At 34.4% G+C, this 26,170-nt stretch carries 32 protein-coding genes; 21 read left to right on the top strand and 11 right to left on the bottom strand.

What is annotated here, in order from left to right; all coding sequences use genetic code 11:
* The first annotated feature begins 27 nt into the window (after positions 1-27).
* Positions 28-702: a type 2 periplasmic-binding domain-containing protein gene (locus CM19_RS10370; protein WP_048100376.1), complete on the top strand. Its 675-nt coding sequence runs from the start codon at positions 28-30 to the stop codon at positions 700-702.
* The gene (locus CM19_RS10365) at positions 699-1,160 is read left to right on the top strand and encodes a hypothetical protein (protein ID WP_048100375.1); all 462 of its coding nucleotides are present in this window, start codon (positions 699-701) and stop codon (positions 1,158-1,160) included. The genes CM19_RS10370 and CM19_RS10365 overlap by 4 nt, the downstream gene beginning before the upstream one ends.
* On the opposite strand, the gene CM19_RS10360 is transcribed toward CM19_RS10365, so the two are convergent.
* Both CM19_RS10360 and CM19_RS10355 read right to left on the bottom strand, forming a co-directional pair.
* On the bottom strand, positions 1,134-1,619 hold the full coding sequence (locus CM19_RS10360; protein WP_048100374.1) for a hypothetical protein: 486 nt from the start codon (positions 1,617-1,619) through the stop codon (positions 1,134-1,136). The two genes, CM19_RS10365 and CM19_RS10360, sit on opposite strands and share 27 nt — an antisense overlap.
* Positions 1,606-2,853, bottom strand: a complete 1,248-nt coding sequence (locus tag CM19_RS10355) for a thioredoxin domain-containing protein (RefSeq protein ID WP_048100373.1) — start codon at positions 2,851-2,853, stop codon at positions 1,606-1,608. Before CM19_RS10355 ends, CM19_RS10360 begins: the two co-directional genes overlap by 14 nt.
* 146 nt (positions 2,854-2,999) lie before the next feature.
* Between CM19_RS10355 and lrs14 the strand changes: the two genes are divergently transcribed.
* On the top strand, positions 3,000-3,353 hold the full coding sequence (gene lrs14 / locus CM19_RS10350) for an Lrs14 family HTH-type transcriptional regulator (RefSeq protein WP_048100372.1): 354 nt from the start codon (positions 3,000-3,002) through the stop codon (positions 3,351-3,353).
* Here the strand turns inward: lrs14 and CM19_RS10345 are convergent.
* The 3 genes from CM19_RS10345 to CM19_RS10335 form a co-directional block, all read right to left on the bottom strand.
* Positions 3,336-4,472 carry a YncE family protein gene (locus CM19_RS10345; protein WP_048100371.1) on the bottom strand — a complete coding sequence of 379 codons (1,137 nt, stop codon included), beginning with the start codon at positions 4,470-4,472 and terminating at the stop codon, positions 3,336-3,338. The genes lrs14 and CM19_RS10345 overlap by 18 nt on opposite strands.
* A complete protein-coding gene (locus tag CM19_RS10340; RefSeq protein ID WP_048100370.1) occupies positions 4,472-5,242 on the bottom strand; it encodes a hypothetical protein in 771 nt (256 codons plus the stop codon). The genes CM19_RS10345 and CM19_RS10340 overlap by 1 nt, the downstream gene beginning before the upstream one ends.
* A gap of 117 nt (positions 5,243-5,359) precedes the next feature.
* Entirely contained in the window at positions 5,360-6,835 is a 1,476-nt protein-coding gene (locus tag CM19_RS10335) for an APC family permease (protein ID WP_048100369.1), read from the bottom strand.
* Positions 6,836-7,069: 234 nt separating this feature from the next.
* Here CM19_RS10335 and CM19_RS10330 point away from each other — a divergent pair, with 234 nt between their 5' ends.
* The 9 genes from CM19_RS10330 (at position 7,070) to CM19_RS10290 (ending at position 12,750) form a co-directional block, all read left to right on the top strand.
* Positions 7,070-8,053, top strand: a complete 984-nt coding sequence (locus CM19_RS10330; RefSeq protein ID WP_048100368.1) for a hypothetical protein — start codon at positions 7,070-7,072, stop codon at positions 8,051-8,053.
* 165 nt (positions 8,054-8,218) lie between these two features.
* A complete protein-coding gene (gene hypE, locus CM19_RS10325; RefSeq protein WP_048100367.1) occupies positions 8,219-9,274 on the top strand; it encodes a hydrogenase expression/formation protein HypE in 1,056 nt (351 codons plus the stop codon).
* Between the two features lie 9 nt (positions 9,275-9,283).
* Complete coding sequence (locus CM19_RS10320; protein WP_235185670.1) at positions 9,284-9,535, top strand: hypothetical protein; 252 nt, start codon at positions 9,284-9,286, stop codon at positions 9,533-9,535.
* Between the two features lies 1 nt (position 9,536).
* Positions 9,537-9,809, top strand: coding sequence for a HypC/HybG/HupF family hydrogenase formation chaperone (locus CM19_RS10315; RefSeq protein WP_048100495.1), 273 nt, complete (start codon positions 9,537-9,539; stop codon positions 9,807-9,809).
* Positions 9,806-10,930, top strand: coding sequence for a hydrogenase formation protein HypD (hypD, locus tag CM19_RS10310; protein ID WP_048100366.1), 1,125 nt, complete (start codon positions 9,806-9,808; stop codon positions 10,928-10,930). The genes CM19_RS10315 and hypD overlap by 4 nt, the downstream gene beginning before the upstream one ends.
* A gap of 4 nt (positions 10,931-10,934) precedes the next feature.
* Complete coding sequence (locus CM19_RS10305; protein WP_048100365.1) at positions 10,935-11,660, top strand: class II aldolase/adducin family protein; 726 nt, start codon at positions 10,935-10,937, stop codon at positions 11,658-11,660.
* Positions 11,632-11,856, top strand: coding sequence for a hypothetical protein (locus tag CM19_RS10300; RefSeq protein ID WP_048100364.1), 225 nt, complete (start codon positions 11,632-11,634; stop codon positions 11,854-11,856). Before CM19_RS10305 ends, CM19_RS10300 begins: the two co-directional genes overlap by 29 nt.
* Positions 11,856-12,164 (top strand): hypothetical protein, encoded by a 309-nt coding sequence (locus tag CM19_RS10295; RefSeq protein ID WP_048100363.1) that lies wholly within the window; start codon positions 11,856-11,858, stop codon positions 12,162-12,164. Before CM19_RS10300 ends, CM19_RS10295 begins: the two co-directional genes overlap by 1 nt.
* Positions 12,165-12,396: 232 nt before the next feature.
* Positions 12,397-12,750 carry a winged helix-turn-helix transcriptional regulator gene (locus CM19_RS10290; RefSeq protein ID WP_048100362.1) on the top strand — a complete coding sequence of 118 codons (354 nt, stop codon included), beginning with the start codon at positions 12,397-12,399 and terminating at the stop codon, positions 12,748-12,750.
* Here CM19_RS10290 and CM19_RS10285 read toward each other — a convergent pair.
* Positions 12,738-13,241, bottom strand: a complete 504-nt coding sequence (locus CM19_RS10285; protein ID WP_048100361.1) for a helical membrane plugin domain-containing protein — start codon at positions 13,239-13,241, stop codon at positions 12,738-12,740. The two genes, CM19_RS10290 and CM19_RS10285, sit on opposite strands and share 13 nt — an antisense overlap.
* A gap of 174 nt (positions 13,242-13,415) precedes the next feature.
* Between CM19_RS10285 and CM19_RS10280 the strand changes: the two genes are divergently transcribed.
* The 4 genes from CM19_RS10280 to CM19_RS10265 are packed head-to-tail and all read left to right on the top strand — an operon-like array spanning position 13,416 to position 16,585.
* Complete coding sequence (locus CM19_RS10280; protein WP_048100360.1) at positions 13,416-14,381, top strand: NADH-quinone oxidoreductase subunit B family protein; 966 nt, start codon at positions 13,416-13,418, stop codon at positions 14,379-14,381.
* Entirely contained in the window at positions 14,374-15,906 is a 1,533-nt protein-coding gene (locus tag CM19_RS10275; RefSeq protein ID WP_048100359.1) for a nickel-dependent hydrogenase large subunit, read from the top strand. The genes CM19_RS10280 and CM19_RS10275 overlap by 8 nt, the downstream gene beginning before the upstream one ends.
* Positions 15,903-16,268, top strand: a complete 366-nt coding sequence (locus CM19_RS10270) for a hypothetical protein (RefSeq protein ID WP_048100358.1) — start codon at positions 15,903-15,905, stop codon at positions 16,266-16,268. Before CM19_RS10275 ends, CM19_RS10270 begins: the two co-directional genes overlap by 4 nt.
* Complete coding sequence (locus CM19_RS10265) at positions 16,214-16,585, top strand: hypothetical protein (RefSeq protein ID WP_048100357.1); 372 nt, start codon at positions 16,214-16,216, stop codon at positions 16,583-16,585. The genes CM19_RS10270 and CM19_RS10265 overlap by 55 nt, the downstream gene beginning before the upstream one ends.
* Here the strand turns inward: CM19_RS10265 and CM19_RS10260 are convergent.
* Complete coding sequence (locus tag CM19_RS10260; protein WP_052349529.1) at positions 16,582-17,736, bottom strand: nickel-dependent hydrogenase large subunit; 1,155 nt, start codon at positions 17,734-17,736, stop codon at positions 16,582-16,584. The genes CM19_RS10265 and CM19_RS10260 overlap by 4 nt on opposite strands.
* A gap of 106 nt (positions 17,737-17,842) precedes the next feature.
* Positions 17,843-19,252 (bottom strand): cbb3-type cytochrome c oxidase subunit I, encoded by a 1,410-nt coding sequence (locus tag CM19_RS10255; RefSeq protein ID WP_150111428.1) that lies wholly within the window; start codon positions 19,250-19,252, stop codon positions 17,843-17,845.
* A 188-nt stretch (positions 19,253-19,440) separates the two neighbouring features.
* Here CM19_RS10255 and CM19_RS10250 point away from each other — a divergent pair, with 188 nt between their 5' ends.
* The 3 genes from CM19_RS10250 to CM19_RS10240 all read left to right on the top strand — a co-directional run bounded on the left by CM19_RS10250 (position 19,441) and on the right by CM19_RS10240 (position 21,460).
* Entirely contained in the window at positions 19,441-20,823 is a 1,383-nt protein-coding gene (locus CM19_RS10250; RefSeq protein WP_048100354.1) for an MFS transporter, read from the top strand.
* Between the two features lie 188 nt (positions 20,824-21,011).
* Positions 21,012-21,236 (top strand): HypC/HybG/HupF family hydrogenase formation chaperone, encoded by a 225-nt coding sequence (locus tag CM19_RS10245; RefSeq protein ID WP_048100353.1) that lies wholly within the window; start codon positions 21,012-21,014, stop codon positions 21,234-21,236.
* On the top strand, positions 21,233-21,460 hold the full coding sequence (locus CM19_RS10240) for a HypC/HybG/HupF family hydrogenase formation chaperone (protein WP_052349528.1): 228 nt from the start codon (positions 21,233-21,235) through the stop codon (positions 21,458-21,460). Before CM19_RS10245 ends, CM19_RS10240 begins: the two co-directional genes overlap by 4 nt.
* Before the next feature lie 91 nt (positions 21,461-21,551).
* Here the strand turns inward: CM19_RS10240 and CM19_RS10235 are convergent, their stop codons facing one another.
* Together CM19_RS10235 and CM19_RS10230 are read right to left on the bottom strand one after the other, a co-directional pair.
* Positions 21,552-22,046: a hydrogenase maturation protease gene (locus CM19_RS10235; protein WP_048100352.1), complete on the bottom strand. Its 495-nt coding sequence runs from the start codon at positions 22,044-22,046 to the stop codon at positions 21,552-21,554.
* A 30-nt stretch (positions 22,047-22,076) separates the two neighbouring features.
* The gene (locus CM19_RS10230) at positions 22,077-22,793 is read right to left on the bottom strand and encodes a peroxiredoxin (RefSeq protein ID WP_235185669.1); all 717 of its coding nucleotides are present in this window, start codon (positions 22,791-22,793) and stop codon (positions 22,077-22,079) included.
* 33 nt (positions 22,794-22,826) lie between these two features.
* Here CM19_RS10230 and CM19_RS10225 point away from each other — a divergent pair, with 33 nt between their 5' ends.
* On the top strand, positions 22,827-23,072 hold the full coding sequence (locus tag CM19_RS10225; protein ID WP_048100351.1) for a winged helix-turn-helix domain-containing protein: 246 nt from the start codon (positions 22,827-22,829) through the stop codon (positions 23,070-23,072).
* 137 nt (positions 23,073-23,209) lie between these two features.
* Here the strand turns inward: CM19_RS10225 and CM19_RS10220 are convergent, their stop codons facing one another.
* On the bottom strand, positions 23,210-24,628 hold the full coding sequence (locus CM19_RS10220; RefSeq protein ID WP_048100350.1) for an MFS transporter: 1,419 nt from the start codon (positions 24,626-24,628) through the stop codon (positions 23,210-23,212).
* A gap of 283 nt (positions 24,629-24,911) precedes the next feature.
* Here CM19_RS10220 and CM19_RS10215 point away from each other — a divergent pair.
* Positions 24,912-26,170 (top strand): MFS transporter (locus CM19_RS10215; protein WP_048100492.1); only part of this gene is annotated, 1,259 nt, incomplete at its 3' end.

Here is a 26,170-nt window from a genome sequence, read left to right as displayed (position 1 = left end):
ATTATCTCTTTTCTCAAAGTTATAAATGTGATTGACCTAAGCCAAGATTATCAAATAAATGAGCTTTGGGGCGAGATAAGTAGTGAAAACGTAATTTTCTTTGACGCATCGTTAAACGTAGCTATGAACGAAATTGATTCTGTTCTTAAAAGGAATTTTCTAAAATACTTCGCTGAAGTGTTTCCCTCAGGAATATTGATTAGACAAATATTTAATGACAAAGTTAGGCTAGGCAAATTAATTTTAGATAAACCGCCCAAAGTGGTAATACTACCATCGAATGATATGAAAGCACTAAAGGAATGGGACATAGTTTTCGCAGTAAAGCCGCTTTGCAAATTAAAGCCTTCCCTAATATATATAAAGAAAAACGAATGGAAGACCCTTGGAATTCCAGACCCTAACTTTTCACCATTGGGTAAAATAGGTTTAGATTATGGGAAGGAGTATGAGCTTAGAAAATACATACTTTATAATAAAGATATACCAAGCGCAATTAAAAGACGTGAAATCGACATAGGAGTTATGTGGGCCCATGAAGGGAAAGAATATGGATTTGAAGTTAGTGAACTTAACAAGAGTATAACTCTAGAAATAGGATTAATAAAAGGATTTGGAAAATTCTCTGAAAGAGCTTTTGAAATCATTCTTTCGGAAGGTAAGGAAATCTTAAAATCTCACCATTTAGAGGTGTTTACATGAAAAGCGTACAAGTTTGCGCGCTAGGATATTTTTATCAAGGAGACTATAGTATACCGCTAGACGCTGCTAGGGAATTAAGAAACCACAATATCAACGTGATGGATATCAGTCTAGGCGCTATAAAAGCTGCTTCTTTTCTTCAGATAATTTCTCCAAATAGCCTTCTAATTCTTACCTCAGAAAAAAGGGGAAATAAAGAACTAAGGATCTATAGACCGACTATCGATAGAGATAGCGTTATGGGATGGACAGATATAACCATGGGAATGAGGGGCTATTTTATGGATATAGATTCTTTTATCTCAGCAGCAGGATCATTAGGAGCCTTACCTGAAGATACTACAGTATTTGAATGTGAAGCTGAGAAAACTGAAGGAATAGGACTCAGCGAATGGGGAAGACATTGCTTACAGGAAATGGTTGACAGAGTGCTAAGCTTTATTGAATCTCCCCAATAAATAAAATATGTATAAAAGAAAACCTAAATTAAAGGCGTCAGCTATACCTAAAGTTGCGCTAAAAAGCTTTAACGCTGAGGCTGAAGCTGGAAATTCTGGAATAGCAACATAGTTTGAAGAAATAATGGAAAAAATATAGATTATATAAAATAAAACTGTATAAAGTATTTTCTTTCCATTTTTAATTTTAAGAATTATATAAACTCCAACCATAATCTGCCCAATTACGGGAATTAGAAGAAGCGGAAGTGAGTACTTTAGTTTACTATCACTTAATGGGAAATATAGCGCAAATATTAAAGTGAACTGTATTGCAAAGAGGAAGAAGTAATTCACTACTGTGAAGTATCCATAGTGAGAGTTGAAAAATCCTGGAGTAACTAACATACTAATAATTTCTAGAATAAAGGGTATTTGGCCTGCTATAACTATTAAGAGAAAGAATTTACGCAATTCCATTTAGGCTCGCCAATAGACTTCCATAATCTGCTTGTGAAAAATATGCGAATTCTTGAAATTTATCAAGAAAATATTCAGAAATTCTCTGAGCAAGATCTATCTTGCCCATACTTAAAAGGGCTTGGGCTAACACTGAGTTGCTATCTATTAACTTAAATCTACCTATCATCTGAGACATAGCATGGTCTTTAGTAGTGTCAAAAAACGCATCACCACCATAAAAATTTTCCATGATATAATCTAATACGTGATTACCTCTTCCCATATTTCCCAAGAATCTAAGTAAGTAAGAAAGATCCTGAAGAAAAATAGGGCCATTTTCACCTATAACGTGAGATTTAACTGTAAGATTTCTTGCAAGCTTTTCTGCAACTTGTAAAAATGTCTTATCCTCTAACAATAAATACAGATTATATATTGCTTCCCCGACTTTGCTATTTACGTCCAGTAATGGTTTTCCCATTTTCCTTCCATCTACTATTGCTATTGGAAAAAAGGGATCTCCAAATTGTAAAATCCAGTTTCCCGTCTCTATAGCGTAGTCCAAGTAGTATTCATCTTTTGTAACTTTATATGCTTCAATTAACGTTAATATCATATCAGCATTTACATCAATTAATTTAACGTTACTATGATCTTTCCAATCTTCTGATTTTGAATAAGCGTAGAACCCATCATCCCATAGATAATATATAGCGGCATCTAATGTGTATTTAACCACTTCAAGGGAATATGGATCTCCCATTTTTAACAAAAATCTAAGAACGTTAGGTAAATAATACTTAGGCGATTTTTCAAAACCTCCAAAATTTATGTCAAAAAAAGCTAAACATTTTCTCCTTATCTCGTTAACCGCTTGTCTCCAGCTAACCTTTTGAGCACTATGAGGAACAGTTATAGGTGTTATTATCTTTCCACCGCCTTGAACTAAGTCCAAGGTGATTAAAAGTAATTCATTTATTTTTGCAAACTCCACATATCCGTAGGTTCCTCCTATTACCGCTCTATCAGAGATGAAGGATATAGAAGGATAGATCTGAGGAGAATATCTGATAGCTAGGTCTGGTCTCTCATCAGCGTTAATTTCTATAAAATCTAGATTATCCCAATTTTTCTCTATTTTTTCTAGTTCTTTCTTCTCTTCCTCACAACCTTCACACCATTCAGTCCAGAAATAAACGACCTTAAATGGAGTCTTCCTTTTCAGCGAGTCTACCCATTCTACAAAGCCCATATTTTACTATCATTATGAAAGTTTATAAAAATTTATTTATATTAAACTCCATGAAATGTTAGTATTTTACCTTAATCATAGAAATTTCTATCTACTCACAATCTTCAGAAAACTATATATTCAAGTTTATATAAATTCATTCTAATATGGAAAGAGAGAGTATTTCCAGATATTCTTCAGTTCTCTCAACGAATTCCGGGCTAAAAGTCAGATCAGATCAGCTTATAAAGGCGATCTATGGTTTATCTGAGACAGATCTAATGGTGTTAAAGGCACTAACAGAACTAAATAACGCCACAGCGAATCAGATAAGTAAAAGAATCAATGTAAATAAATCAAGCGTTATAAAATCATTGAAGATATTAAATGAGAGGGGTTTTGTAGAAAGATCAAAATCGAGATCTGCTGGGAAAGGTAGACCAACTTTCGTTTATACTATCAATATACAATTACCTTCAAAAATAAGGGAAGATCTTAAACAACTAGCCGAATCTTTTTAGTTTTCTAAGAAATAAAGATGCTATAAAGAATAGAGCTATTGTTAATATGATTATAATTTTTAACATATTTATACCCGTACTTGAGGCGGATGAAACGTAGGAATTAGAGGGAAGAGTTACCTCTTGTGTATTTCCTTCAGGAGGTTTCCCTGGGGATATGATAGACAACGTACCAGAGAAAAAATTTGATACAAATATGAGCTTACTTACTGGGTTGAATATAATATCAATTGGAGTTACAACTCCATATATTCTTCCAACTATGTTTGTGCCTTTAATCACAAGAACAAAATCTGGACCGTATAAGCTATGAGCAGCGACGTAAACTAAATCGTTTATAGGATCATAAGCCATTCCATAAAAATCCTCGCCCAAGTAAGTGATTTTTGAGAAAGTATTATTTTGATATATTAAAATACAACCATCTCCTCCTATATATGTTTTTCCATTAATGTAGCTAACAAAATTAAAAAAAGTGCTAAAGTTATCTTCTAGTTTTACAGTAAAATTATTGTCTAGAATCGAAAAAAATCCTCTGTTTGCGCTTAAATTGTATCCAACAACGTATATATTACCTATATTATTAACGGCTAAAGAGGATACAATTCCTGGCATTCTCACAATATCGGTAATGTTATCTCCTTTAAGGATTCCTATACCGCCTATAAGGCCTACAATTACCTTATCAGAAACGTTGTCATAAGCTATAGAGAGAGGATAGACGCTTAAGTAGTCTCGATCAAGCAATGATAAATTATCATCACTTATGAATGAGATTACGTGATTCGGTAAAGTTCCACTAGTTGTAATAATGACTTGTGATCTCGGATCATATGTTAAATATTCTACACCGCTCACATTAATTTCTTTACTTATATTTCCATTATTCTTTAATACGTAAATTGTATTGACTGCAGCAACAAACACGTTTCCAGAACTATCCACTACCATTTCTGAAGGAGATATAGGAGAGAATAAGTTAGAAGAGTTTGTCTCTACAATACTATCGTTAGACAAAAATATAGTATATTTTATATAACCTATTTGTACCTCCTGAGAATAAGTTAGAACGACATTTAGTAAGAAAATTAGTAGTAGAAAAAAACTAATTCCTCTCATCAAAAGTCTCTCCAATACTTCTCTTCATCACCTTTAGGAATCCATTTATCTCCCTTTTTAGAGTTCATTAGCTCTCCATGAATTTTTATCGAAGTAACAATTGCTTTTTTTAATCTATCCTTAACTCTAGGATTATCCATTTCAAGCCTTGAAGCTAATTGCCTTACTTTTTCTAAGTTTGATATAGAGTCCTTCCATAATCCATAATCGTTTGATATTGTCTCTATTATCTTGCTCCGTGAAATTTCTTCATCCTTTAATATGATCGCTATAATGTCAGCAATATCTTTATCTAAAGGAAAGTGTATCTGTAATTTACTAAGTAAGAGATCGGTCAAATTAAATGCTAGAAACTCACTCCAATCTATTGGAATATCGTGATTAAATTTCATTTCATCCATGTAATAAACCTTGATAATATAGTTATCAAGAAAGAACATTCCAGCTAAGTTTCCGATCGTAAATTCTAGATGATAATATGGAGTGAATCCAGCCTTTTGTATAACTTCCTTAAATACTTCTCGATCTTTCTCCATTACTATTACATTCATATCTTGTGGACCATTCTTTCTGTAAAGTTTCATCAATTCTACTGCATCATCTACAGATGATAATCTATAAAATATTCCTACAGAACCGTATACTAAAGCCTTTACATTTTTTGCATCTAATTCCTTTTTTAATTCTAACCATAACTTAAGATACTCTTTACACTTCACATCGAATGATACTTTCTCTTGAGATAGATTAAACGAGGGTACACTCGACATACAACTCTATATATCTTTTATGAGTTATATAACTTTTCTTATTTAAGCTAAAAAAGACCAATTAGCCATTAAACTAAAAGTTATATGGAATTTTATCTAAAGAAGTAAAATACGTTTTCACTTACTGTTTTCTTGTTCTTTATGCATTTCTTGTTTTTCAAGGTTGAGTATGTAACTTGGAATAATAATTTTTACCTTATTGGATCTAGACATAAAATATATCCCGGGAATTAGCATAGCTATAACTATTATCAGGTAATTGAGACTAGGTATTCCAAATACAGTGGCTGAATTAACTATCCCAAGACTTATAATCAAGAACATGGCAGTTACAGTTATTGGAGAGATTAGTTTGTAAAACCAATTTCCTCTTTGTTTAAAGAATATAAAAGTAGAAGTAAGAGCATCGATACCAAACTCCATAAGCAAAAAAGTGCCTGCTGCACTTAACATTATTACGAAGAAAGACAAAATTGTTGGAGAAGTAAGTTCAAGGAGTTGAACTGCGATCTCGGCTATTGTCATTATAATTATTGCAGAAGATGGTGAACCATACTTATTAACTTTAGAAAAAAACGATGGCATTAAACCTTCTCTTCCAGCAGCGTACCAAGCTCTACTCAAAATATAAGCAGTTAGCCACAAAGAACTAGCTGTTGAAGCAATTACAGCAATATCCATTAACCAAACAAACCCAGGAATTACGTAGGAAGCCCACCTTGCTAGAGGATCAACTGATACGCTCAAAGCTGAAATTGGAGTTTCAATTGTCATGATTGGCATTGTTATTAGATATATAATGAAAACAGAGACCAGACCAATTATACCAGAAGTACCTGGCCATTTGTGTGGTTTCTTTGATTCCTCAGATGAATAGGAATCGATTTCCCAACCATCTAGAATGGTTGCTACTATAACCATTGTCGCAGCTAGGCCTAAAAAAGTGGGAAGAGATGAAATCCAAGAGATACTAAACAACCAATTCCAGCTAAATTGATTAATAACGTGTTCTGGTAAAGAGATTAAACCCAGCACTATAAAGGAAGAGAGAATAATTAGTTCCATAACGAGAAATACCTCAGTAAATCTAGCAGTTGGTTTTGCCCCTAAAAGTAATGGAATAGAAGCAAATATTGCCCAAAATATTCCCACGATCGAGTCCCAGAATACGCTCATCTCTATCATTCTAGTTATTATACCAAGCCTATACAGAAGGTCAAGCGTATATTCTCCTGCAGGTATTATTATTGGAGGTAAAGACAGAAAATAGGCTAAAGTTACTACCCAAAATTGAAAGGAACCATACTTCTTCCCCATAAACTTCATACCCCAATGATAGGAAGCTCCAGCATGTGGAGATTTTCTATTTAACTTCCTCAAAATGAAAGAAGAGAAGAGAAAGAGTGGGAAGCTAACAACTACGGCCATTATAGCATTAGGCCCCATAATTGCCACCATACTTCCGTAGGCTGCTGCAATACTAAAAGTAGGAGCAACACTAGAGGTGGAAAGAGGAATTAAGTCTAGGATATGAAGAACTTCTCTTTTTAACCACTTCGCTTCTCCCATATTATCACCTGGTATGAACTCCATCCATTAATATTCCTACCCGATTCGTATATAAAAACATTGCTTTTTAGTTTATTTCCTTTAAAAAAATAAACTATTATTTTTTGAATATATTAACACTTTACTATAAATAAAGAGAACTCACGGTATTAACCACGAATCATTAAACTAAGGTATATGTTATTATACCGGCTTTTCCCTATATTAGGCCATGTTAAAAGTAAAGCTAAATAGCCATACGCTTAATAGAATCATGCAATGCCCAATCCTTTAATAATTGCCTATATTGTATTTATAGCTCTTATGACAATAGGAATAGCTCTTGCCTTTGACTTTGGGAATAGGAAAAATTTCACTATCTCATTTATCCTTCTTTTTATCTTTTACGTGTCTAGCTCGATTTATATAACTCTTTTTGCAGGAAGTGGAGAAATCATTTTGTCCATTCTTATTTGTATTATATTAGGAACAATCCCATTTATTCTTAGAAATTTTGGTAAAAACAATATTTCTCTAATTTCTCTCTTAATTATTAATGAGATTATAATGAGTTTTACTTATTATGAAATATTAAGGGGGTTCTCAAATGCAGTAATTAGCCTAGACTTTTATGCTACAGACGTACCAACTGTAACTGTTACGCCAATAGGAATAATTATATCACTAATGGAATTACCTAACTCATTTATGTTCCTTCTTATGATATATCCAGAGATAGCGTATCTCTGTATTAAGAAAAAAGATCCTTATCCAATAATACTTTCTTCTCTGTCCTTAGCTGGGGCAAATATTGCGTCACAGATGACTCATTCTATTCTTCCCTTACCTTATGATCCGATCAAAGAAGCAAACGTCTTTGCCTCTATCATATCACTAATTTTTTCTATTTATTTTACTCTCAATTTCTTAAAAAATAAAATAGATATTGGAAAGTATATTTCCTTTCTTATCGTAGATCTATTTTTAAGTATTGGTTCAGTATATTACGCCCTAACCTTAAATGAGATTCCTTACGGTATAGCTACCATTTGCGGCATAGTACTAGGAATAGCTCCACTAAAGTTTAACGTAATACGAAACTTCAAAATCGCTTATTTGTTCTCATGGATACCTCAGCTTTTATGGGGATTTAGTATTGCATTATGGTATTTTTATGGTCTAGTTTACCTATCTGGAATAATGTTCTCATTATTTTATATAATTACATTAATAACATTAAAGACTTGGTTAGTTTCTAAATAATAAATTTATAGTATTGTTCAAAATTATTTTTCTCTCCTTTGAGTATAAATCTACTTATTTTTAATCAGATTAATTAGTCCATATTTAATATTAGTTAAACTTGTATTCATTTTAACATTCATAATATTCACGGAAATTCTTATTAGCGTTTATTCAAAAAAGTATATGATAAACATGGAAAAGGAGATCGTAACCCTATTGCATGGAGCTGGAGGTTCATACATGAATTCTTTGATTAAAGATGTTTTCCTAGGGCTTTACGATGGATATGGAGAAATAGGCTTAAACGCCTTAGATGATGGTGCAGTAATAAACAACATCATCTTTACTACTGATTCGTATACTGTTAGACCAATATTCTTTAAAGGGGGCAATATAGGGAGACTTAGCGTTACTGGGACGGTAAACGATGTTGCTATGATGGGTGGACAACCGATTGCTCTAAGCTTAGGTGTAGTGTTAGAAGAGGGATTTCCTATTCAAGATTTAAAAAAGATAACCGATGGAATACTTTCGACTGCAAAAGAGGCCGGAGTTCACGTAGTTACTGGAGATACAAAAGTTATGGAAAGGGGTAAAATAGATGGTATAATAATAAACACTGCTGGGATAGGTGTAAGGCCTTCTCAACTAGATCATAATATCCAAAATCTAAGAAAAACTAGAGAACCTAAGAACTGGCTAGTTCCACTAAATCTTAGACCTGGAGATAAAATAATTGTTACCGGAACTATAGGTGATCACGCTATTTCAATACTGTCCTCTAGAGAAGGAATAGGCTTTGAAGTTAACGTTAGTTCTGACGCTGCTCCTCTAAACAGAACTATGCTCAATGTAATGGAAGTTGGAGGTGTAGCTGACGCAAAAGATCCTACAAGAGGTGGACTAGCGGATCTCCTTAACGATTGGGCTGAAAAATCTGGATTAGGGATTTACATAAAGGAGGAAAAAATACCAGCAAGAGAAGAGGTAAAATCTGCTGTTGAATTCCTAGGATTAGATCTTCTTGAATTAGGTAATGAAGGTAAAGCAGTTCTTGCAGTTTCTCCAGAATATGAAAATGATGTACTTAACGCCTTGTGGTCCGATCCTCTAGGTAAAGACGCTCAGAGTATAGGTGAAGTTAGAAAGGATATAGAAGGGGTAATCTTAGAGACAATAATTGGAGGGAAAAGATACATAAGTCGACCAATTGGAGACCCCGTACCTAGAATATGTTAGGTGATAAAGATGGGAAAGCTAGTATGCATGATTTGCGAAAAAGAGATGCGTATTCCAAAGCATCATGAAGAAGAGATGATATTTATTCAAAAGGGGAACTTCAGAAAAATAGATTTTCTAAAATGTAAAAATTGTGACTATGAAATTGAAATTCCAAAGCATTGTGGAGTGCCTATGCTTTACGTCGACGAGAACTACTATCCTGTCTATAAGTTAAGTGAAGGAGAAATTAAAGAAATGAAAAAAATATATGGTGATTAAATTGTGCGTTGCATTTCCTGGAAGGGTTTTAGAAATATATGGAGATTTCGGTAAAGTTGACTTCGGTAATGGAACAATAAAGGACAACGTTCTACTATCTCTAGTTAACGTAAATGTAGGAGATTACGTTCTAGTACATGCTGGATATGCTATTCAAGTAATTGATGAGGTAGAGGCTAGAAGAACTATAGAAATGTGGGAAGAAATGAATAACGGTATATCTAACGAAAAGAGAAAGCAAGACTTTTATGAAGCTATTGGTGGTAAGCTATGAGTTATTCATCTCTTCTAAGATATTATAAGGACCCAACACTATCTAAGGCAATAACACAAAAAATAGCTGAACTAGCGAAGAAAATAGACGAGGGAATTATGATAATGCACGTATGCGGAAGTCATGAGTGGACAATAACGCATTATGGCATAAGAAGTTTACTGCCAGACAACGTTGAAGTAAGAGCTGGACCTGGATGCCCTGTTTGCATTACCCCTGCCACTGACATAGACGATGCAGTAAAACTAGCCTTGGACGGTATAGTAGTGACAACATATGGAGATATGAGTAGGGCCAAAGGGACTAAAATGTCATTAGAAGAAGCCAAGGCAAATGGCGGTGATATTAGAGTAATCTATGGCATTCAAGATGCTGTAAAAATGGCTAGAATGGAACCAAATAAACAATTCACCTTCTTTGCCGTCGGAATGGATACTACTGCTCCTGCAACCGCCTTCGAACTACTTAAGGGCATTCCCAATAATCTAAGCTTCCTTATATCCTATAGATATACTCCAGCAATTCAAGGTTCTGTTATGGAATCTAATGTACTGGGAATAGATGCATTCATATCTGCTGGACATTCTGTTACAGTGACCGGATTGAAGCCATATTATCCCTATTTTCTTAAATCAAAGAAACCAATGGTAGCTACTGGTTTCGAACCTCTAGATGTATTAATGTCAATTTATATGATTCTTAAGCAGATCGAAGAGGGATATCCTAAAATTGAGAATGAATATACTAGGTCAGTAACATGGGAAGGTAACATTAAAGCGCAAGAAGTTATGGAAAAAGTTTACGATCTAGATGAAGGTTATGTTAGAGGTGTAGCAGTTTTCCCTCGAGCGGGATTTAGATTAAAAGAGGATTTTAAGAAGTATGATGCAAGGGTCCAATACGGCTTGAAGGATAGGACAAAAACTTCAGATGAGCATGTAGCTGGAGCCAGATGCGGTGAAGTAGTCATGGGTACTATAGATCCTCCAGAATGCCCATTATATATGAAAAAATGTAGTCCACAAGACCCTAAGGGAGCCCCAATGGTCTCCCAAGAAGGCACATGCTGGATATGGGCTATGCATAAAATAGCTAATCCAAGTCCTAAATGCAGAAGGTGAAAATATGGTTTACATGATAGGTAACACTTTTTGTAAGTTATGTCAAAATAATGAGGATAGCCTTAAGAGAGAACTGGTGAACAGCGTAAAAACCCTTTACTGGAAAGGTATGATAAATAATGCTGGAGGAAACCAAAGTGCTAGAATGCCTGGAGAAGATAAAATCTGGATCACTCCTTCAGGATATCCAAGAGTTGACCTAACAGCAGATGACTTAATAAAAGTAGATCTTGAAGGCAATATTCTGAAAGGAGATCTTAAACCGTCAATTGAGATTTATATGCACTTAGCAGTATATAAGGTAAGACCTGACGTAAACGCAGTGATTCATGCTCATTCTCCTTATACTCTTGGGGCAACTATCGCAGGTAGATTAGAAGTAACACATGGAGAGGCAGCCGCAATCCTAGGCGATGTGAAAGTAATACCGTATTCTCATCCAGGTACAGTAGAATTAGCAAAAAACGTAGCTGAGGCTATTAGAGGCGAAGGTGCTAAAGTACCTAGAATAGTGATTCTCTTGAACCATGGAGTTCTTTCTGTAGGTGCATGTATTCACGAGGCTAGGGCTTATGTTGAAATAATGGAGGAATGGGCAAGATTTAACATTGCTGCATCAGCTCTTGGGGGAATAAGACATACGTTGGATCCAAGGGACTTGAGAAAACCTGGAGCTAGATATATTAGATCGGTGAAGTTTGGTGGTAGAGAAGGAAGAAACGATAATTGAGCCAGAAACTAAGCTCCCTATAGAGTATTTTATTGAAAAGAGAAATGGAAAACTAGTGTATAGACCTCCCTCCCCATTTACTCCCCCAATACTGGTAATTGCTGTATGTATTTTTATTAAACGTAAAGGTATGGATGTCGTAGTTGATGATACATATTACTTAGCAAAGGAAATAAATAAGAGGTTGCATTCTTAATGGATCACTCTCGACTTGCGGATATATACCTAAAATTATCATCCTCTTCAGAAGATCCTGTAATTGCTCTCTCATTTCTACTTAAGGCAATTGAAGAAATGGCCATGCATAAGATAGTCGAAGAAAGTGGACAGGATATATTTGATAATACGGTACAGAAAAAAATCATGGAAAAAATAACTGAAGACGAAAAACTTTATTCTGGATTAGATAGAGTACTTACAGCTATGTTTATGTTTCTTCAAAATGAGAATGGTGATAATATAGGAACTTATATCGAGAGTATTATAAAGGATTTAAGTAGATAGCGCCATTTTTCTTAAGGCGTGAATATTGTTTAACACTATACAATCTAGGATGAAAAAATCGACGTTAAATAACCATGATAAATAATTATATTTTAATTTACCCTTCAATACGACTATGTCCAAGATATACGCTTTAAATTAGAAAGTATTCAACATTTTCTTGATATAGTTTGATTGCTTTAGATGTCTAAAAAAACCCAAAATTTTTATTATATTATAAGTCATACATTTTGTGGATTGCTGTTTAAAAAACGATAAAGATCTATGTATTTTATATAACCCTAAGATATTCGATCTAATGGTAAAGAAATACACTCTCACTATACTAACCATTCTAGACAAGTATGGAACAATGCGATTTAGTGAAATAAGGAGAAAGATTGAAGGTATGACCCAGAGATCTCTATCCTTAAGACTTAAAGAAATGGAGGATGCATCGCTAGTGAAGAGAGAACTACACGGAGAAAAACCTCTAAAAGTTACGTACTCTCTTACCACCGAAGGAAAGGCACTTAAAAACGCGATGTTAATGATACTACAGCTAACTCTTTTAGTATCTCCAGATAACAGGGATTACTTTTGTTGATTTTTTCCGTCATTAACTACTAGTTCAGTAGCCTTTCCCAATTCCTTTAACATAAACCTAAAATACGCTAATGTCTTTTTTACGTCAGGATCATCAAAGGAAGCTAGCAATTCAACTATATTAGACTGATCTTTATCTTTGATCATTTCTTCAGCAGCTTTAGACATTCCTGTAGTAATTACATCCAATACTCCATGTTTTTCCAGGATCGAAATTATTTTACCTATCTTATCTAAGTGCTTTGCAATCGCTATCGTTCCATTAATGAAGTCATCAGCACTAACTTGTCCATTGTCTATAAGTTCCTTAAGTTCTCCTAACATCTCTACAATTGCCCTATAAGTCTTTGAAGTCAAGAACGATCTAAGCTTATTTTCGTCTTTAAGAACGTCGAGAACACTATCTAAAATACCAGTGGAGTTAAGATAAATAACTATCTGCTTAATTTTTTCAACGCCTTCAATATAATCCTCGTCTCTATCGATGCTCATCAAACTATTGTTTTCATTTCAGTATAAAAGTCTAATTAAAGGTTGCTTATATATTTTTTATATTTTTTTAAATAATTAAAATTATTAATTTTTTATCAAATTATTATACAATCTCAAAACATGACAGTTTATAAACTAAAGTTTAAATCCTTCCTTTTTTTAACTAACAATATAATGAAAACAATTTTGTGGTTACAAGGAGGATCATGTGGAGGAAACACATTATCACTTTTAAACGCTTCAGATCCAGATATTCTTCAATTTCTAGATGAGAATAATGCAAAATTGATCTGGCACCCATCACTTTCGATAGAAAGCGCTGAAAGTATACTAAAGTCAATCATAGATCAACGTATAGAGCTTGATGTCCTCATGTTTGAAGGTTCAGTAGTGTTGGGTCCAGAAGGAACAGGCTTATTTAACCTCTTCGCTGGGATGCCAATGAAGGAATGGGTATCTAAACTTGCCCCAATGAGCAGGTACATAGTTGCAGTTGGCGATTGCGCTTCCTTCGGAGGCATACCTGCAGCCGAACCAAATCCTACTGAGTCTACTGGACTCCAATATTATAAAAAGGAATTAGGAGGCTTTCTGGGGAAGGATTTCAGAAGTAAATCTGGACTTCCCGTGATCAACTTAGCCGGATGTCCTGCACATCCTTCATGGATTTTAACTGTGCTTCATTTAGTCCTTACTGATAGGTTAACTCCTGATATGCTAGATGAGTATGGAAGGCCAAAGATGTTCTACTCGACGACAACGCAATTTGGTTGCCCTAGACAACCTTACTTTACTTATAAGATCGCGTTAAAGGAATTAGGGCATAAAGAGGGATGTCTTTACTTTGAGTTAGGATGTAGAGGGCCATATACAAGAAGTTCATGTAATAATATCTTATGGAACAATCAAAGTAGTAAGACTAGAGTAGGAACACCTTGTATGGGTTGTACAGAATTCGATTTTCCAACATTCAACTTCTTTAGAACGGAAAAAAACAGATCCGGAATACCAAAGAGGTTACCGTTAGGAGTAAGTAGAGGATCCTATGTGACATTCTCAGCAATAGCAAAAGGTAGCGCACCAGCATTCCTCCTAAAACCTCTTTTCAAGAAAAAGGAAAAGGGAGATTGGATTGAGTAGTAAGATAATCAGTCCATTTAATAGAGTAGAGGGAGATTTAGATCTCAAAATAGAATTTAGTGGGAATACTGTAGTTAAGGCATATGCAATATCAAGACTCTTTAGAGGAATAGAGATAATTCTAAAGGAAAAATATCCAATGGACGCTTTAGTTATTACACCAAGGGTTTGCGGAATATGTGGTGGATCTCATCTTTTAGCGTCTGCTCAAGCTTTAGACATGGCTTATAAGGCAGAAGTTCCTGAAAATGGTGTAAGATTAAGGAATGTAATGAGCATGGCAGAAATGGGCCAGAATGATGCTAGACATATATACCTAATGTTCCTTATAGATACAGTAAACAGAAAATATGAAAAATTTCCCTTTTATAAGGATATGGTAATGAGATGGGCTCCTTTTTACGGAAGCTCATACAAGGCTGCAGTAGTATGGTCAAAGAGGTATACAGAAATCTACGCTATATTTGGAGGACAATGGCCTCATGGATCCTCAATAGTTCCTGGCGGAATAACTTGCGAACCGACTCCAGAAGATATAATTAAGGCAAAGGCTATCTTAAAAACAATTAAAGAAAACTTTATTGAGAAAGTTCTACTAGGAGGACCTCTCACTCAGTTTCTTGAACTCAAATCTCAATCTGATCTAGACCAATGGAGCGAGGACTATCCGCAAGGAGATATATCAAAGATTTGGATATATGGAAAAGAGATGGAGTGGGATAAACTGGGGTCTGGTTCTCAATATTTGATGTCTTTTGGTCATCTTCCTTTAGCTGAGAACTATTCTCAAGGAAAAGGAGAATTACGCTTTAGGTCTGGAATACTAAATCTAAAAACATGGGAAATTTTCCCCTTAGAGCAAGGTAACATAGCTGAGTTCGTAACTCATTCCTTTTATACCTACACTAAGGGAAATGTAGGACTTCATCCGTTTAAAGGAGAGACCATACCAATAATGCCTAAGGAAAACGGAAAGTATACGTTTACCAAAGCGTTTAGGTATAGTCTTAATGGAGAGTATATAGCGCCAGAAGTAGGATCATTAGCTATGCTTTCTGTAAGCTTAAATCCACTTATAGTCGACATCCTAAGGAGAAGAGGTAAAAGTGTGTTAGTTAGAGAGATTTCGAGGATATTAAGACTGGTACTTATTCATAAATTTGTTGAGGAAGAGCTTGGAAATTATGAACCTAATGGAAAAACGTATATAAAACCGGATGAAAAGAATGAAGGAGAAGGTTTCGGGCTAGTTGAAGCATCAAGAGGTTCATTAGGCCACTGGATCTCGATTAAAGATGGAAAAATAAATAATTATCAAATAATTACACCTACACAGATAAATATGGGACCTGAAGATCCTTTTGGAAATCCTAGTCATATGTCACAAGCTTTAGTAGGAACGAAAGTAGACTATACAGATAATCCAATAGAGATCGTGCATATAGTGAGATCTCATGACGCTTGTATGGTATGTAATGTTCATTTCCTAGACGGAAATCAGGAAAGATTTTCAGTGAGAATATGAAAATAATTGGTATAGGGAATAAACTAAACGGAGAAGATATAGAGAGCTTAATCAAAGAATTTGGTGGGGTATTTCTCGGAGAGAGGCTTCAGGACCTAGACAAAATAATAGGAGAAGGTGATGAAGAAGTAGTAATCGTTGATCTTTCAAAAAACGTTAAATTCATAGTGTTAGGACTTGATGATATTTATCCCGGAATTCTTTCATATAATGAACTAGAGAACTACTTATTAGAGATAATAAGCAAGGGGATTAAAGTAAATGTCACAATTGTCGCATTTTCTAAAGAAAAGGAGGAGATAGGGAGATGCTTTCTGAAATGCTTGCTCTTGAAGAAATCTACATTGCCCCTAGAAAGATAAATGAGATAAAAGTAAAGGAAATAAATGTTAACGAATTAGTAAATAATGGGCTGATCAAGGAAGAAGAAGGTTTCCTTTATCTCACAGATAAAGGAATAAGAAGATTAATGGAATTGCGTGGAATAATGGACGAGCTACAGAGAATTTACATGAGTATAGCTTCTGGTAAAGAGATAAAGCAAAGCGAAGTAAGAAATATTGAACAGTTGATCTTGGATGGATATATTATTATTGACGACGATAAGGTAACGTTAACGTTCGAAGGAATTAAATTAGTTGCTCAAAGAATCGCTGAAAAAATGACGAGGGGACATTAACAGAATCCTCCAATTCTCTTTTTTGTTACAACTATGCCTTTTGATTGAACTTCAACTTCCGTGACGAAGCATGAATCTAGAGAGCTTACAGCTAAGGATAGCTCCCAAGGATCTTTTAAATCTGAAATTGGTATACCCTTAACTGCCTCCTCTAACGCTCCTCCAGGTGTTGCGTTAAATGTAGTAGGTTGTATTATAGAGTAATCAGTAATGAATCCGTTATCTATTCTCACTCGATGGATTAAGGTTCCCCTAATAGACTCAACAACACCTGAACCACTACCTCTTATCTCGTATTGATCTGCTACATTTTCGAACTCCTTCAATTCGCTTAGGAGTTTTCCAGCTACTCTAATTCTTGATAGTTCCCTTAGAACTGGAGATGCACCGTATTTATAATGTAACTTTTTAATTAAAGGATCAAAAGTCAACGCCTGAGCTAAAGGTCCTACTTCTACTTTCTTTCCATCATATTCTACGCCTATTCCATAGTCCCTTATCTTCCCTAGATCAATAGACCTAGAAAATGGAAATCCAGAAGTCAAATACTCTTCTAATCCAGATCTCCAAAACGGAACCGAGTTAAGTAAAGATATATCTCCTTTAAGCTCTTCCATAGAGGAAATATCCATGAAATCCTGTAAACTCATTCCTACAATCCTCTCCTCGAAGAATTTAACAACCGGGTCTAATCCTAAAAGTTCAATCTTCTGCCCACTAGTAAGATATCCCACAGATGGCCACTTCCCCCCAATTCTTTCCATTAATTCTCTGATTTTTCTTGATATAGCTGAAACTTCTCTAAATTTTTTCCCAGAAGGAAAATCGAATTCCTTTCCACCTATCTTCGGAAACCAATAAGCGTAAGGATGCCTTAAATGGCTCTCTATTATCTCTAAATCAACCATAGACCTTGCCGCTATAATTGTTGCTTCTCCTAGATTAGAGGTAGCCTCCAGGAAAGCGAAAACGTGAGAATTCGCGCATGTAGAAAGCACTCTAGGTATGATAAATGGAATTTTGTTTGCTTCTTTTGATATAAAAGCTTTCTCATAATTCCTTAACCTGTTACCTGAGGACTTAGCATTTAAGACTCTGCCATCATCTACTTCAACTTTAAGTTTAATAACTTCCAATAAAGGATCTAACACAAAGATTTATTGACATGCCAAACTAAAAATCTTATCATATACGTTTATTAGATAAAAAATTTAAAATTATATTATAGAAATCATATTCAGATTTAATAAAAAATTTTTATTTACTGAAACTTTTCACTATAATTGAAACTCTAGAAACAATTTTCTTTATACTTTTAGGTCCTTTAATAGAGGATATAAATATCCAAAGAGGTATAGAAACCACTAGCGTTATGGATGTTAATGCATCATATGCGAGGAAACTCATAAATACCATTATAGGCTTAAATCCTGGAGAATAAATAATCTCCCTTCTGATCAATCCGAAATATCCTACTTCCATCATTAAATAGGCCAAGACAGTGGAAGTTATACTCCACAAGATTATTCCAAGATTTAATAATATAGTTTCTGATTCACTATATTTTCTTCTCTCTTCCGCAAATGATACTAATCCAGTCATTAGACCTACAATAAGAAAATCCCATATTATCGAATGAAAACTTCCAACCACATAGTACGTGTTATGGAAAAACGTATCCAGAAAAGGCTCTGGAAGAAGTAACGAAGGAATAGCAGATATTATGAATCCTATGTAGCAAAGTAGAGAGAAGAAAGATTTTACGTCGCCTAATTTGTACATATTTAGTGATTTTATAAGGTTAATTATAAGTAATCCAAGAAATCCAGATAAAAGGTATGATGATATAACTCCCATAATTTTAAGAGGTACAGGAATAGGCCAAGTCAGTAAATCGCTCGAAAAAGATAGAATTGGAAGAATAAGTAAAGGTAATGAGAACCATTTTACCCATTTTTCGCTAATTGGTCTAGAGCCATAATATGGAATAAAGTAATATAACAGTCCAAAAGTTGCATAAGTCATGTAATAATCTGAAGATGAACCAAAAATCCAAAAAACTGAAGTTGGTATTATTGCAGATAACGTTTTTCCAAATATTCCTACTATATCTATTACAGCAACTATACCTAAGAACGGCTCAGTTATACCCATTAAAATACTAGATGTTCGTAAGATAGTATCCCTTACAACTTTAAATAATCTAAGACCTAAAATAGAAAAGGAAACAGAGATAATTATTATTCCAACATAACTTATCCAATAATCTATACCATAGATTCCAATAAAACTTCCAGGCTGAAGGGATAAAGGGTACTGTAAATACCATCCTGTTATCGGACCTCCTAAAAAGTAAATTACAGCACCTATATTTGCTGTCCAAAAAAGGAGAGATAATAGTCTACCTCCTAATTCTTGACCTCGTAAATGCGATATATATAAAACTAAAAAAACTGTTGCTATTTCTATAAAAATAAAAAATCCAGAATCACCGTGAAAAGTGAGGAAAAAATAGTAGATTTCATCAAACTTTATAGAACCTTGTGACTCTAGATATGTTCTCATATTCATAGCTCCAATACCAATTAATGCTAACCAGAACACGGAGCCAATAAGGTAAAGAAATCTAATTCTATGAGAGTCTTTTGGGAGGAACAATTCTAACATATCTAACACCCTTTAATTTAATCAATTTATTTTTGGAAGTTACTTTTACTGTACAATATTCCATGATTAACTTTTTAGAATGAAGATTAAAAAATGTTTTGCACTGTAAAAATCATTTTACTCTATCAATTCTAGCTAGAAGGTAATCTATAACTAGGTTTATAAGTAAGTTTTACAACAAAAAACTCATGGAAGATAACGAAATAATAGGAAAAGTAGACAAGGCTAAATGGTCATCTATTCATATCCTTATGTCCATCTCGTTGTTTGTTGGCTTTTTTATGTGGGGAATTATAGCAAGTATTGCCCCACTATTTTATCCTAGTGTGAAGAACGTTCTTTTCCTCTTGACTCCTACATTTGCAACATTAGTTGGAAACTTGATTCTTCCGTTATTCTCAGACAAGACTTTGGGAAGAAAAACGACATTTTTCATTACTATGGGTATGTATGCAATGGGAACTCTATTAATTGGAATATCGACAGTTTTATCTCGATTTAATGTTGACATGCTATCATCTCCTCCTTATATTTATTTAATAGTTATAGGTATAATTCTAGGAGTACTGGGAGTAGAGGGTGAAGTTCCTGTAATGTTATCATATACCGCTGAGATGATACCTTTAAATCAAAGGGATAGAATGCTAGTACTTGCCCCAAATTTTGATAATGTAGGGGCAATGATAGCAGCATTGGTGGGTTACCTTACATATAATATAACTAGTTCAGCAGCAATAGAACTACTTTCTTTAGTAATAGTTGCAATTTTAGGTATTATAACTGCAGTTGTTGTAAGACTACTACTACCAGAATCTGTAAGGTGGCTCATAACTAAAGGGAAGGAAAATATAGCAAAGAAGGAAGTTAGTAAACTCAAAGAAAAAAATAATGTTAGAGAAAGAACAAACATAAGACAAATTAGCTTATCTAAAAGATATATATTTCTAGCGTTAATTGGAATATCCCAATACGTAACATATGGACTAATGGCATACGTTGTTGCCGACTATTACTTTACAGGAGCAGAGATACCGCTTATAATTTTCGTTGCTAATCTAGGTGCATCGGTTGCTGGATTTGTAGCCTTTTTCGCAATAGACAAAATAGGGTCAAGGAAATTTAGTCTTATGTCCTTTTTTGGAGGACTAGTCTCTACTTTGGCTATTTTGGTATCTATATTATATTATGGTCAATTGCTAAAGCCTATCAATGGAGAAATTCAGATGTCTGAAATGGTATCATCTGGATTCATTTTCATCTTTTATACCCTTCTTTTAATCAATATGTTTTTCAGCGAATTTGGGTGGGCTTCCAGAACAGTTCATGAACCTACTCTAATGCCAACAGATTCAAGAGCTTTTCTAATAGGTGTTGTAAGAGTAGCTCCAGTAGTTGCTAACAGCGTATCAGTTTATGCTACGTCCTCGTTCAACCTTACGTCATTCATAATTTACAACGCAATACTTTGGGCACTAGGTCTAGGAGCTAGTAGTTGGTGGTTCTATGATGGTTATGACGTAAATATGGTTCCTTTAGAGTTAACTAGCGGATCTACTACAAGTAACGGATAATTACGCTGTTAAATGCATATAAATTATTACTTATTAATAACCTTAACACAGAACATTACGGAGGATGACATACAACTACCAGGAAAATATTTAACGGACTTTAATGGATTACTCATCCTCATCTACGTTGGTTCTTCCCCTTCAACCCGCATAAAGATATATAGTCTTAAGAGTAATAAAATAAAATAATGTGTTTAAGTTTTCCCGCAAAGATAGTAAACGTTCAGGACTTTATCGCATTTGTTGATTATGGTAATGGTATAGTTGAACCAGTAATACTAAACGGTGTCGAAGTTAAGGAAGGGGATTACGTTGTAGTGAGTTATGGTATGATATTAGAAAGAATAGATGAAAAAGAATACAAAGAACTGATAGAATATGAAAAAGAAATAGTTAAGGCGATAGAAAATTGAGTAATTTTGACCCATATGATATAGCTTTTCTAGGGAAGGTGATCAAACTAAGTGGAAGTACAGCTATAGTTAACTTTGGCGGAATTAACAGAGAAGTTGAAGTTGGACTTGTTGATGTTAAAGAGGGGGATTATGTTTTAGCACATGCTGGCTATGCCATAAAAGTAATTGCAGAGGACGAAATAAATGGAAACTTATTTCGTATAATTAATGAGCTCAGATAACTACATAAGAATGATTAGAAATTTTAGTGTTATTTTTAATATTAAATCTAATTGATCTATAAATCTTATCATTTATCTTAGGATGCAAATTCTATATTTCATTTTTAAGAAAGTTTTCCTTAGATTCCTCTACATTTAACTTAACGTTAAAGATTTCTAGAAGTTTACCCAGCTCTTCGATGGCTTTAATACAATTTTGCTTCATTTCAGTGGATAGACCAATCCCAACGTCAATTTTGTGTGGCTTACATCCTACTAAAATAAACCTTGTCTTTAACCTTCCAGTACTAAGAAAAGTAACTATGTCTTCAATTCCAATACCGTGAGAACCTGAAGAGATCATTGAAAGGACAGAATCTCCTAGTTCTCTTGGTTTTAATTCAATTACTTCTACATCTTTTTCAATTGCTGCTGCATCTATAACTATAACTAAGTCATAATTTTCGGCATCGTCAAATAAAGACATACTACCGGTAGAATAATCTCTTACGTCTACTCCTTCGACTTTTAGAGAATTCACTACGTAGCTACCACAACCATCGTCCATCATAAATGAATTACCTATACCTGCAATAAGAATTCTCATGTAAAGAATAAAAAAGCTTAAAATAAAAGCTTATACTCTTTGGTCTTGCGGGAGCTCATCATATTTCTTAAATGCAAGATACCACATTTTGGCGTTCGGAAGTTTCATCCTAATTTCAGCTTCATCTAAAGTCGTTGGCGCAGGAATTATTACCTCTTTTCCTGGCTCCCAATCAACCGGAAGCGAAACTTTTGCCTTATAATTAACTATAGCCGCCTTAGTTATCCTTAGAAGTTCCTCTATCTTTCTTCCATATTCGATGGGATAATAGGCCATAAATCTAATTGTACCTTCTGGATTAACTAGGAACACTGCTCTAATAGTTACTCCTGATGCTTCGTCAATTATATCTAGAAGTCTAGCTAGCTTTTTGTCAGGATCGGCAATTAAAGGAAATGGTATCTTTACTCCATACCGCTGTTCTATATCACTTAACCAAGCTATATGAGAATATATGCTATCTACACTCATTCCTACCAATTCAACGCCTAACTTCTTGAACTCATCATAAGCATTTGCAAACGCTACAAATTCCGTTGTGCAGACAGGAGTAAAGTCTGCAGGATGTGCAAACAGAAATAACCATTTTCCTTTTCCAAATATATCTTTATAAAAATCTATTGGACCTTTTGTCGTTAGAACTTGAGTATCAGGAAACCTCTGATATAGTTTCATTTCTATCTCCATGTATTTATCAGATTTTATGGCTATAAAGTTAGTTGTTAGTGCAACATTTGCAGATATCATTAAAATTATAAAGTTCGCAAACTTAGATATTCTATGTCCTCTAATAGCTTTGATGAACTTCCATGTTCCGCAAAACTAGTCTATAAAATTCTCGAATTCTATGGACCCATGACTTTTTCACAGTTGAGAAACCAGACTAAATTACCAACTAGAACGTTAAGACAAGCATTGAGAGTACTCAAGGAGAATGGAATGATAAATGCTGGAATTTGCTTAGAGGATATTAGATCTAGAATCTACTCACTAACTGAATGCATAGAACTAGCTAAAGATGTCTGAGTTAATCCATTTTATTCTATAATTATCCATATTTAATTCGAATAAAAGTTTTTTAGAATTAATAACTATAAAAATTGATAAGAAAAATTTTAAGATAGATAAAAATAATTTTACAATTTTCTAAAAATATTCACTATCTATGTCCCTGACTTTGACTCATTAACTTCTTCTAAGCTTTTTCCTATTGTATTTGGCAATATCGTTATAAGTATTATTCCCATCACAACCATTGGAATTTGAAAACCTATCCAAGTAGTTAAAGCACCTATTGAAGCTATCACTGATAAAATTATTCCTGTTGAAATAGCAGCTCCTAAATGCCCTAATCCATCGCTGAAGGAAAATGCTGTAGCCCTAGCATAAGTTGGTACATTCTCTGTACCGTTTAAGTAATTAAGCTGATTACTCCATCCAACTCCTATTAAGTTTGTTAATACAAATCCTCCAAGCATAAGACCAAGATCTCCTGAAAGTGCACCTAAAACTGCTATCGTAACACCTGCTAGCATCCCTACAGCATATGCAACCGTAACTAGAATCGCTCTCCTAACTTTTTCAACAATATATCTGAGTAAAATTGCTCCTATAAATGTTGCAACTCCTGCATCACCATAGTAGAGAGTTACTTGGTTGCTAATACTGTGCAGAGCAGTAACACTAGAAGTCCATAGCAAAAATTCAGTTAGATAAGGATATTCTCCAAAATAAAAGAAAAAAATAGCCAACATTATTGGAATTATTCTTTTCCTATAGTCTGGATTTTTAAATATATAGAATGGATCAACCTTTTTCTCAGAGAATTTTAGAGGTTTAGGTTCGGGTAAAGAAGTTAGTCCTGTCTTTTGCTTAACCTTATCTTCCATATCCTTAACAACTTGCTCAGCCTCAGCTATTTTTCCCTTTAATGCTAACATTCTTACAGTTTCGGACGCGTGACCTCTTATCACCAAAACTATAAAAGCTAATGCTGCACCTATTGCGAAAATTATTCTCCAACCTATTGCTGGATTAGCTACATCAATATATGATGCCATAAAAGGGCCTAAACCTAGACCGGCCCAGCCTGCAATATAGACTAAATTAAAGTACTTTCCTCTATCCTTTGCTGGTACCATCTCCACAATATATGTGGGCACAAGAATTAAGTCTCCACCAATTCCCATACCAGTGATAAACCTAAAAACAATAAACATTGGATAATTTATCGAAAGAGCATTACCTAGGCTACCTATAGCAGTGAGTAACGCTGTAAGAATAAGAGTAGGTTTCCTTCCAACTTTATCGCCCATATAGCCTAGGATTATAGCTCCCGGAATATAGCCAAAAAGTCCCATAGAAATGACAAATGATGCCTCAGGTAATGTTAGATGTGTATAAGCAAGAGATGTAGAAGAAAAAGCTATTCCAACGTTTATTACGTCGTACAATGAAATGAAATATCCAAAGGCTAAAGCCAAAATAACTGAAAGAGGCAAGCCAATAGTGGGTAATCTATCTATTCTAGCTGTTAGTTTTGAAACTATTTCCCCATTATTAGGAGATTTACTTTCTGCCATATGAAAGATAAATAATGGAAAGTTTATAAGCTTTATATCCACTATAACGATTAAGTATAATTCTACTCATAATAAATATTACTTATAGAGATGGAAAAAGCTGTCTCATGCTTTATCATATTAAATATAAATCTCTCTGATTAAACTTACAGATATATGAATACTTAACGCAATATATAAGTAGATATTATATAGATTCTATTATATTTGATAGAATTTAATGTTATTCCTATTGCTTATACTAAAACATTATGTTTTTATTCTATAATGACTATATTTCCCTATGGCATCATCTTCACTTCAAGAAATACTCAACCAGCTGGACAATCGAAAAGTTACTAGACTATACTGGATCATAACCATCTTGGCGGCAATAGGTGGCTTTCTATTTGGTTATGATACTGAAGTCATAGGTATAGCGGCAGTATTTGTTCCTTTCAAGTTTACTGGTTTTGCTCTGGGATATGAAATAGCAAGTGCGTCACTTGGTGCCGCAATTGGAGCTATAATAGCTTTCTTTTATACGGATAAATATGGAAGAAAATCCCTGCTAATAGCCGACGCTGCAATATATTCTGCAGCAGCAATTCTTACTTCCTTAAGCGTAAATGGGATAATGTTACTTACTCTAAGGACTATAATAGGAGTTGCTATAGGTGCAGATTCTGCTGTTGCTACCGCATATATAACAGAATATGCGCCAAGAGATAGAAGAGGTTCATTAGCGATAATGCAACAGTGGATGATTACTATAGGAATTATGGGCTCTTACATAGTAGGTATCGCAGTTCTAGCTATAGCTCCATCACTTGCCTTTACTCTTGATTGGAGACTGCTTTTTGCAATAGCTGCCATTCCAGCGCTAGTTGGTCTTGTGTTAAGGTTTATGATGCCCGAATCCCCAAGATGGTTGCTCCTTTCTGGAAAAATTGACAGGTTAAAGAAAGACTTCGCCAAATTAGGACTAAATGTCGACAATTCTCAAATTGATAGGGCTATATTTGAGGTTAGGAATGAAGAAAAGAGCAAGTTTGATACTGCAGCTAAGAGAGCTTTATTTATTGTTAGTCTATGGATAATATTCCAGCAAATCACAGGAATTAACGTACCTTTTTACTATGGGCCTACGATACTTCTTAGTCTTCACTTGTTTGGTTCTTCTAGTAATCCAGTTTATAGCGAAATATCCTCAGTTGAGGCCGCATCAATCTTAGCAGCGATAAATGTTGCTGCAACCTATATTGCTTTTAAGTATATTGATAGAATAGGCAGAAGAAGCTTAGGTTTATCGGCATATGCAGGTATGCTAGCTTTCGACTTGCTTGGAGGAATTCTACTTATGAGAGGAATTTTAATAGGAGCACTCATAGCTTTTGCAGGATTTATAGTATTCTTCGCTTATGGAGTTGGGGGAACTGGATGGTTAATTCAAGCTGAGTATTTCGATACTCGCATAAGGGGAAGAATGGCAGCATTAATAGCTTTCATTGACTGGATATCAAACTTTGTAATAATAGAAGTATTTCCTGTAATGTTATCAAC

It is taken from the genome of Candidatus Acidianus copahuensis, from assembly GCF_000632495.1.
GTDB lineage: Archaea > Thermoproteota > Thermoprotei_A > Sulfolobales > Sulfolobaceae > Acidianus > Acidianus copahuensis.
This window is presented reverse-complemented; position numbering and strand designations above follow the sequence as displayed.

Coding starts and splice junctions, on each gene's coding strand:
- lrs14 (WP_048100372.1), top strand. CDS start 3,000: ATGGAAAGAGAGAGTATTTCCAGATATTCTTCAGTTCTCTCAACGAAT.
- CM19_RS10355 (WP_048100373.1), bottom strand. CDS start 2,853: ATGGGCTTTGTAGAATGGGTAGACTCGCTGAAAAGGAAGACTCCATTT.
- hypD (WP_048100366.1), top strand. CDS start 9,806: ATGAGTTATTCATCTCTTCTAAGATATTATAAGGACCCAACACTATCT.
- CM19_RS10225 (WP_048100351.1), top strand. CDS start 22,827: ATGTCCTCTAATAGCTTTGATGAACTTCCATGTTCCGCAAAACTAGTC.
- CM19_RS10345 (WP_048100371.1), bottom strand. CDS start 4,472: ATGAGAGGAATTAGTTTTTTTCTACTACTAATTTTCTTACTAAATGTC.
- CM19_RS10285 (WP_048100361.1), bottom strand. CDS start 13,241: ATGAGCATCGATAGAGACGAGGATTATATTGAAGGCGTTGAAAAAATT.
- CM19_RS10230 (WP_235185669.1), bottom strand. CDS start 22,793: ATGATATCTGCAAATGTTGCACTAACAACTAACTTTATAGCCATAAAA.
- CM19_RS10335 (WP_048100369.1), bottom strand. CDS start 6,835: ATGGAGTTCATACCAGGTGATAATATGGGAGAAGCGAAGTGGTTAAAA.
- CM19_RS10340 (WP_048100370.1), bottom strand. CDS start 5,242: ATGTCGAGTGTACCCTCGTTTAATCTATCTCAAGAGAAAGTATCATTC.
- CM19_RS10270 (WP_048100358.1), top strand. CDS start 15,903: ATGAAAATAATTGGTATAGGGAATAAACTAAACGGAGAAGATATAGAG.
- CM19_RS10360 (WP_048100374.1), bottom strand. CDS start 1,619: ATGGAATTGCGTAAATTCTTTCTCTTAATAGTTATAGCAGGCCAAATA.
- CM19_RS10320 (WP_235185670.1), top strand. CDS start 9,284: ATGGGAAAGCTAGTATGCATGATTTGCGAAAAAGAGATGCGTATTCCA.
- CM19_RS10305 (WP_048100365.1), top strand. CDS start 10,935: ATGGTTTACATGATAGGTAACACTTTTTGTAAGTTATGTCAAAATAAT.
- CM19_RS10235 (WP_048100352.1), bottom strand. CDS start 22,046: ATGAGAATTCTTATTGCAGGTATAGGTAATTCATTTATGATGGACGAT.
- CM19_RS10255 (WP_150111428.1), bottom strand. CDS start 19,252: ATGTTAGAATTGTTCCTCCCAAAAGACTCTCATAGAATTAGATTTCTT.
- CM19_RS10330 (WP_048100368.1), top strand. CDS start 7,070: ATGCCCAATCCTTTAATAATTGCCTATATTGTATTTATAGCTCTTATG.
- CM19_RS10280 (WP_048100360.1), top strand. CDS start 13,416: ATGAAAACAATTTTGTGGTTACAAGGAGGATCATGTGGAGGAAACACA.
- hypE (WP_048100367.1), top strand. CDS start 8,219: ATGATAAACATGGAAAAGGAGATCGTAACCCTATTGCATGGAGCTGGA.
- CM19_RS10250 (WP_048100354.1), top strand. CDS start 19,441: ATGGAAGATAACGAAATAATAGGAAAAGTAGACAAGGCTAAATGGTCA.
- CM19_RS10245 (WP_048100353.1), top strand. CDS start 21,012: ATGTGTTTAAGTTTTCCCGCAAAGATAGTAAACGTTCAGGACTTTATC.
- CM19_RS10265 (WP_048100357.1), top strand. CDS start 16,214: ATGCTTTCTGAAATGCTTGCTCTTGAAGAAATCTACATTGCCCCTAGA.
- CM19_RS10295 (WP_048100363.1), top strand. CDS start 11,856: ATGGATCACTCTCGACTTGCGGATATATACCTAAAATTATCATCCTCT.
- CM19_RS10220 (WP_048100350.1), bottom strand. CDS start 24,628: ATGGCAGAAAGTAAATCTCCTAATAATGGGGAAATAGTTTCAAAACTA.
- CM19_RS10365 (WP_048100375.1), top strand. CDS start 699: ATGAAAAGCGTACAAGTTTGCGCGCTAGGATATTTTTATCAAGGAGAC.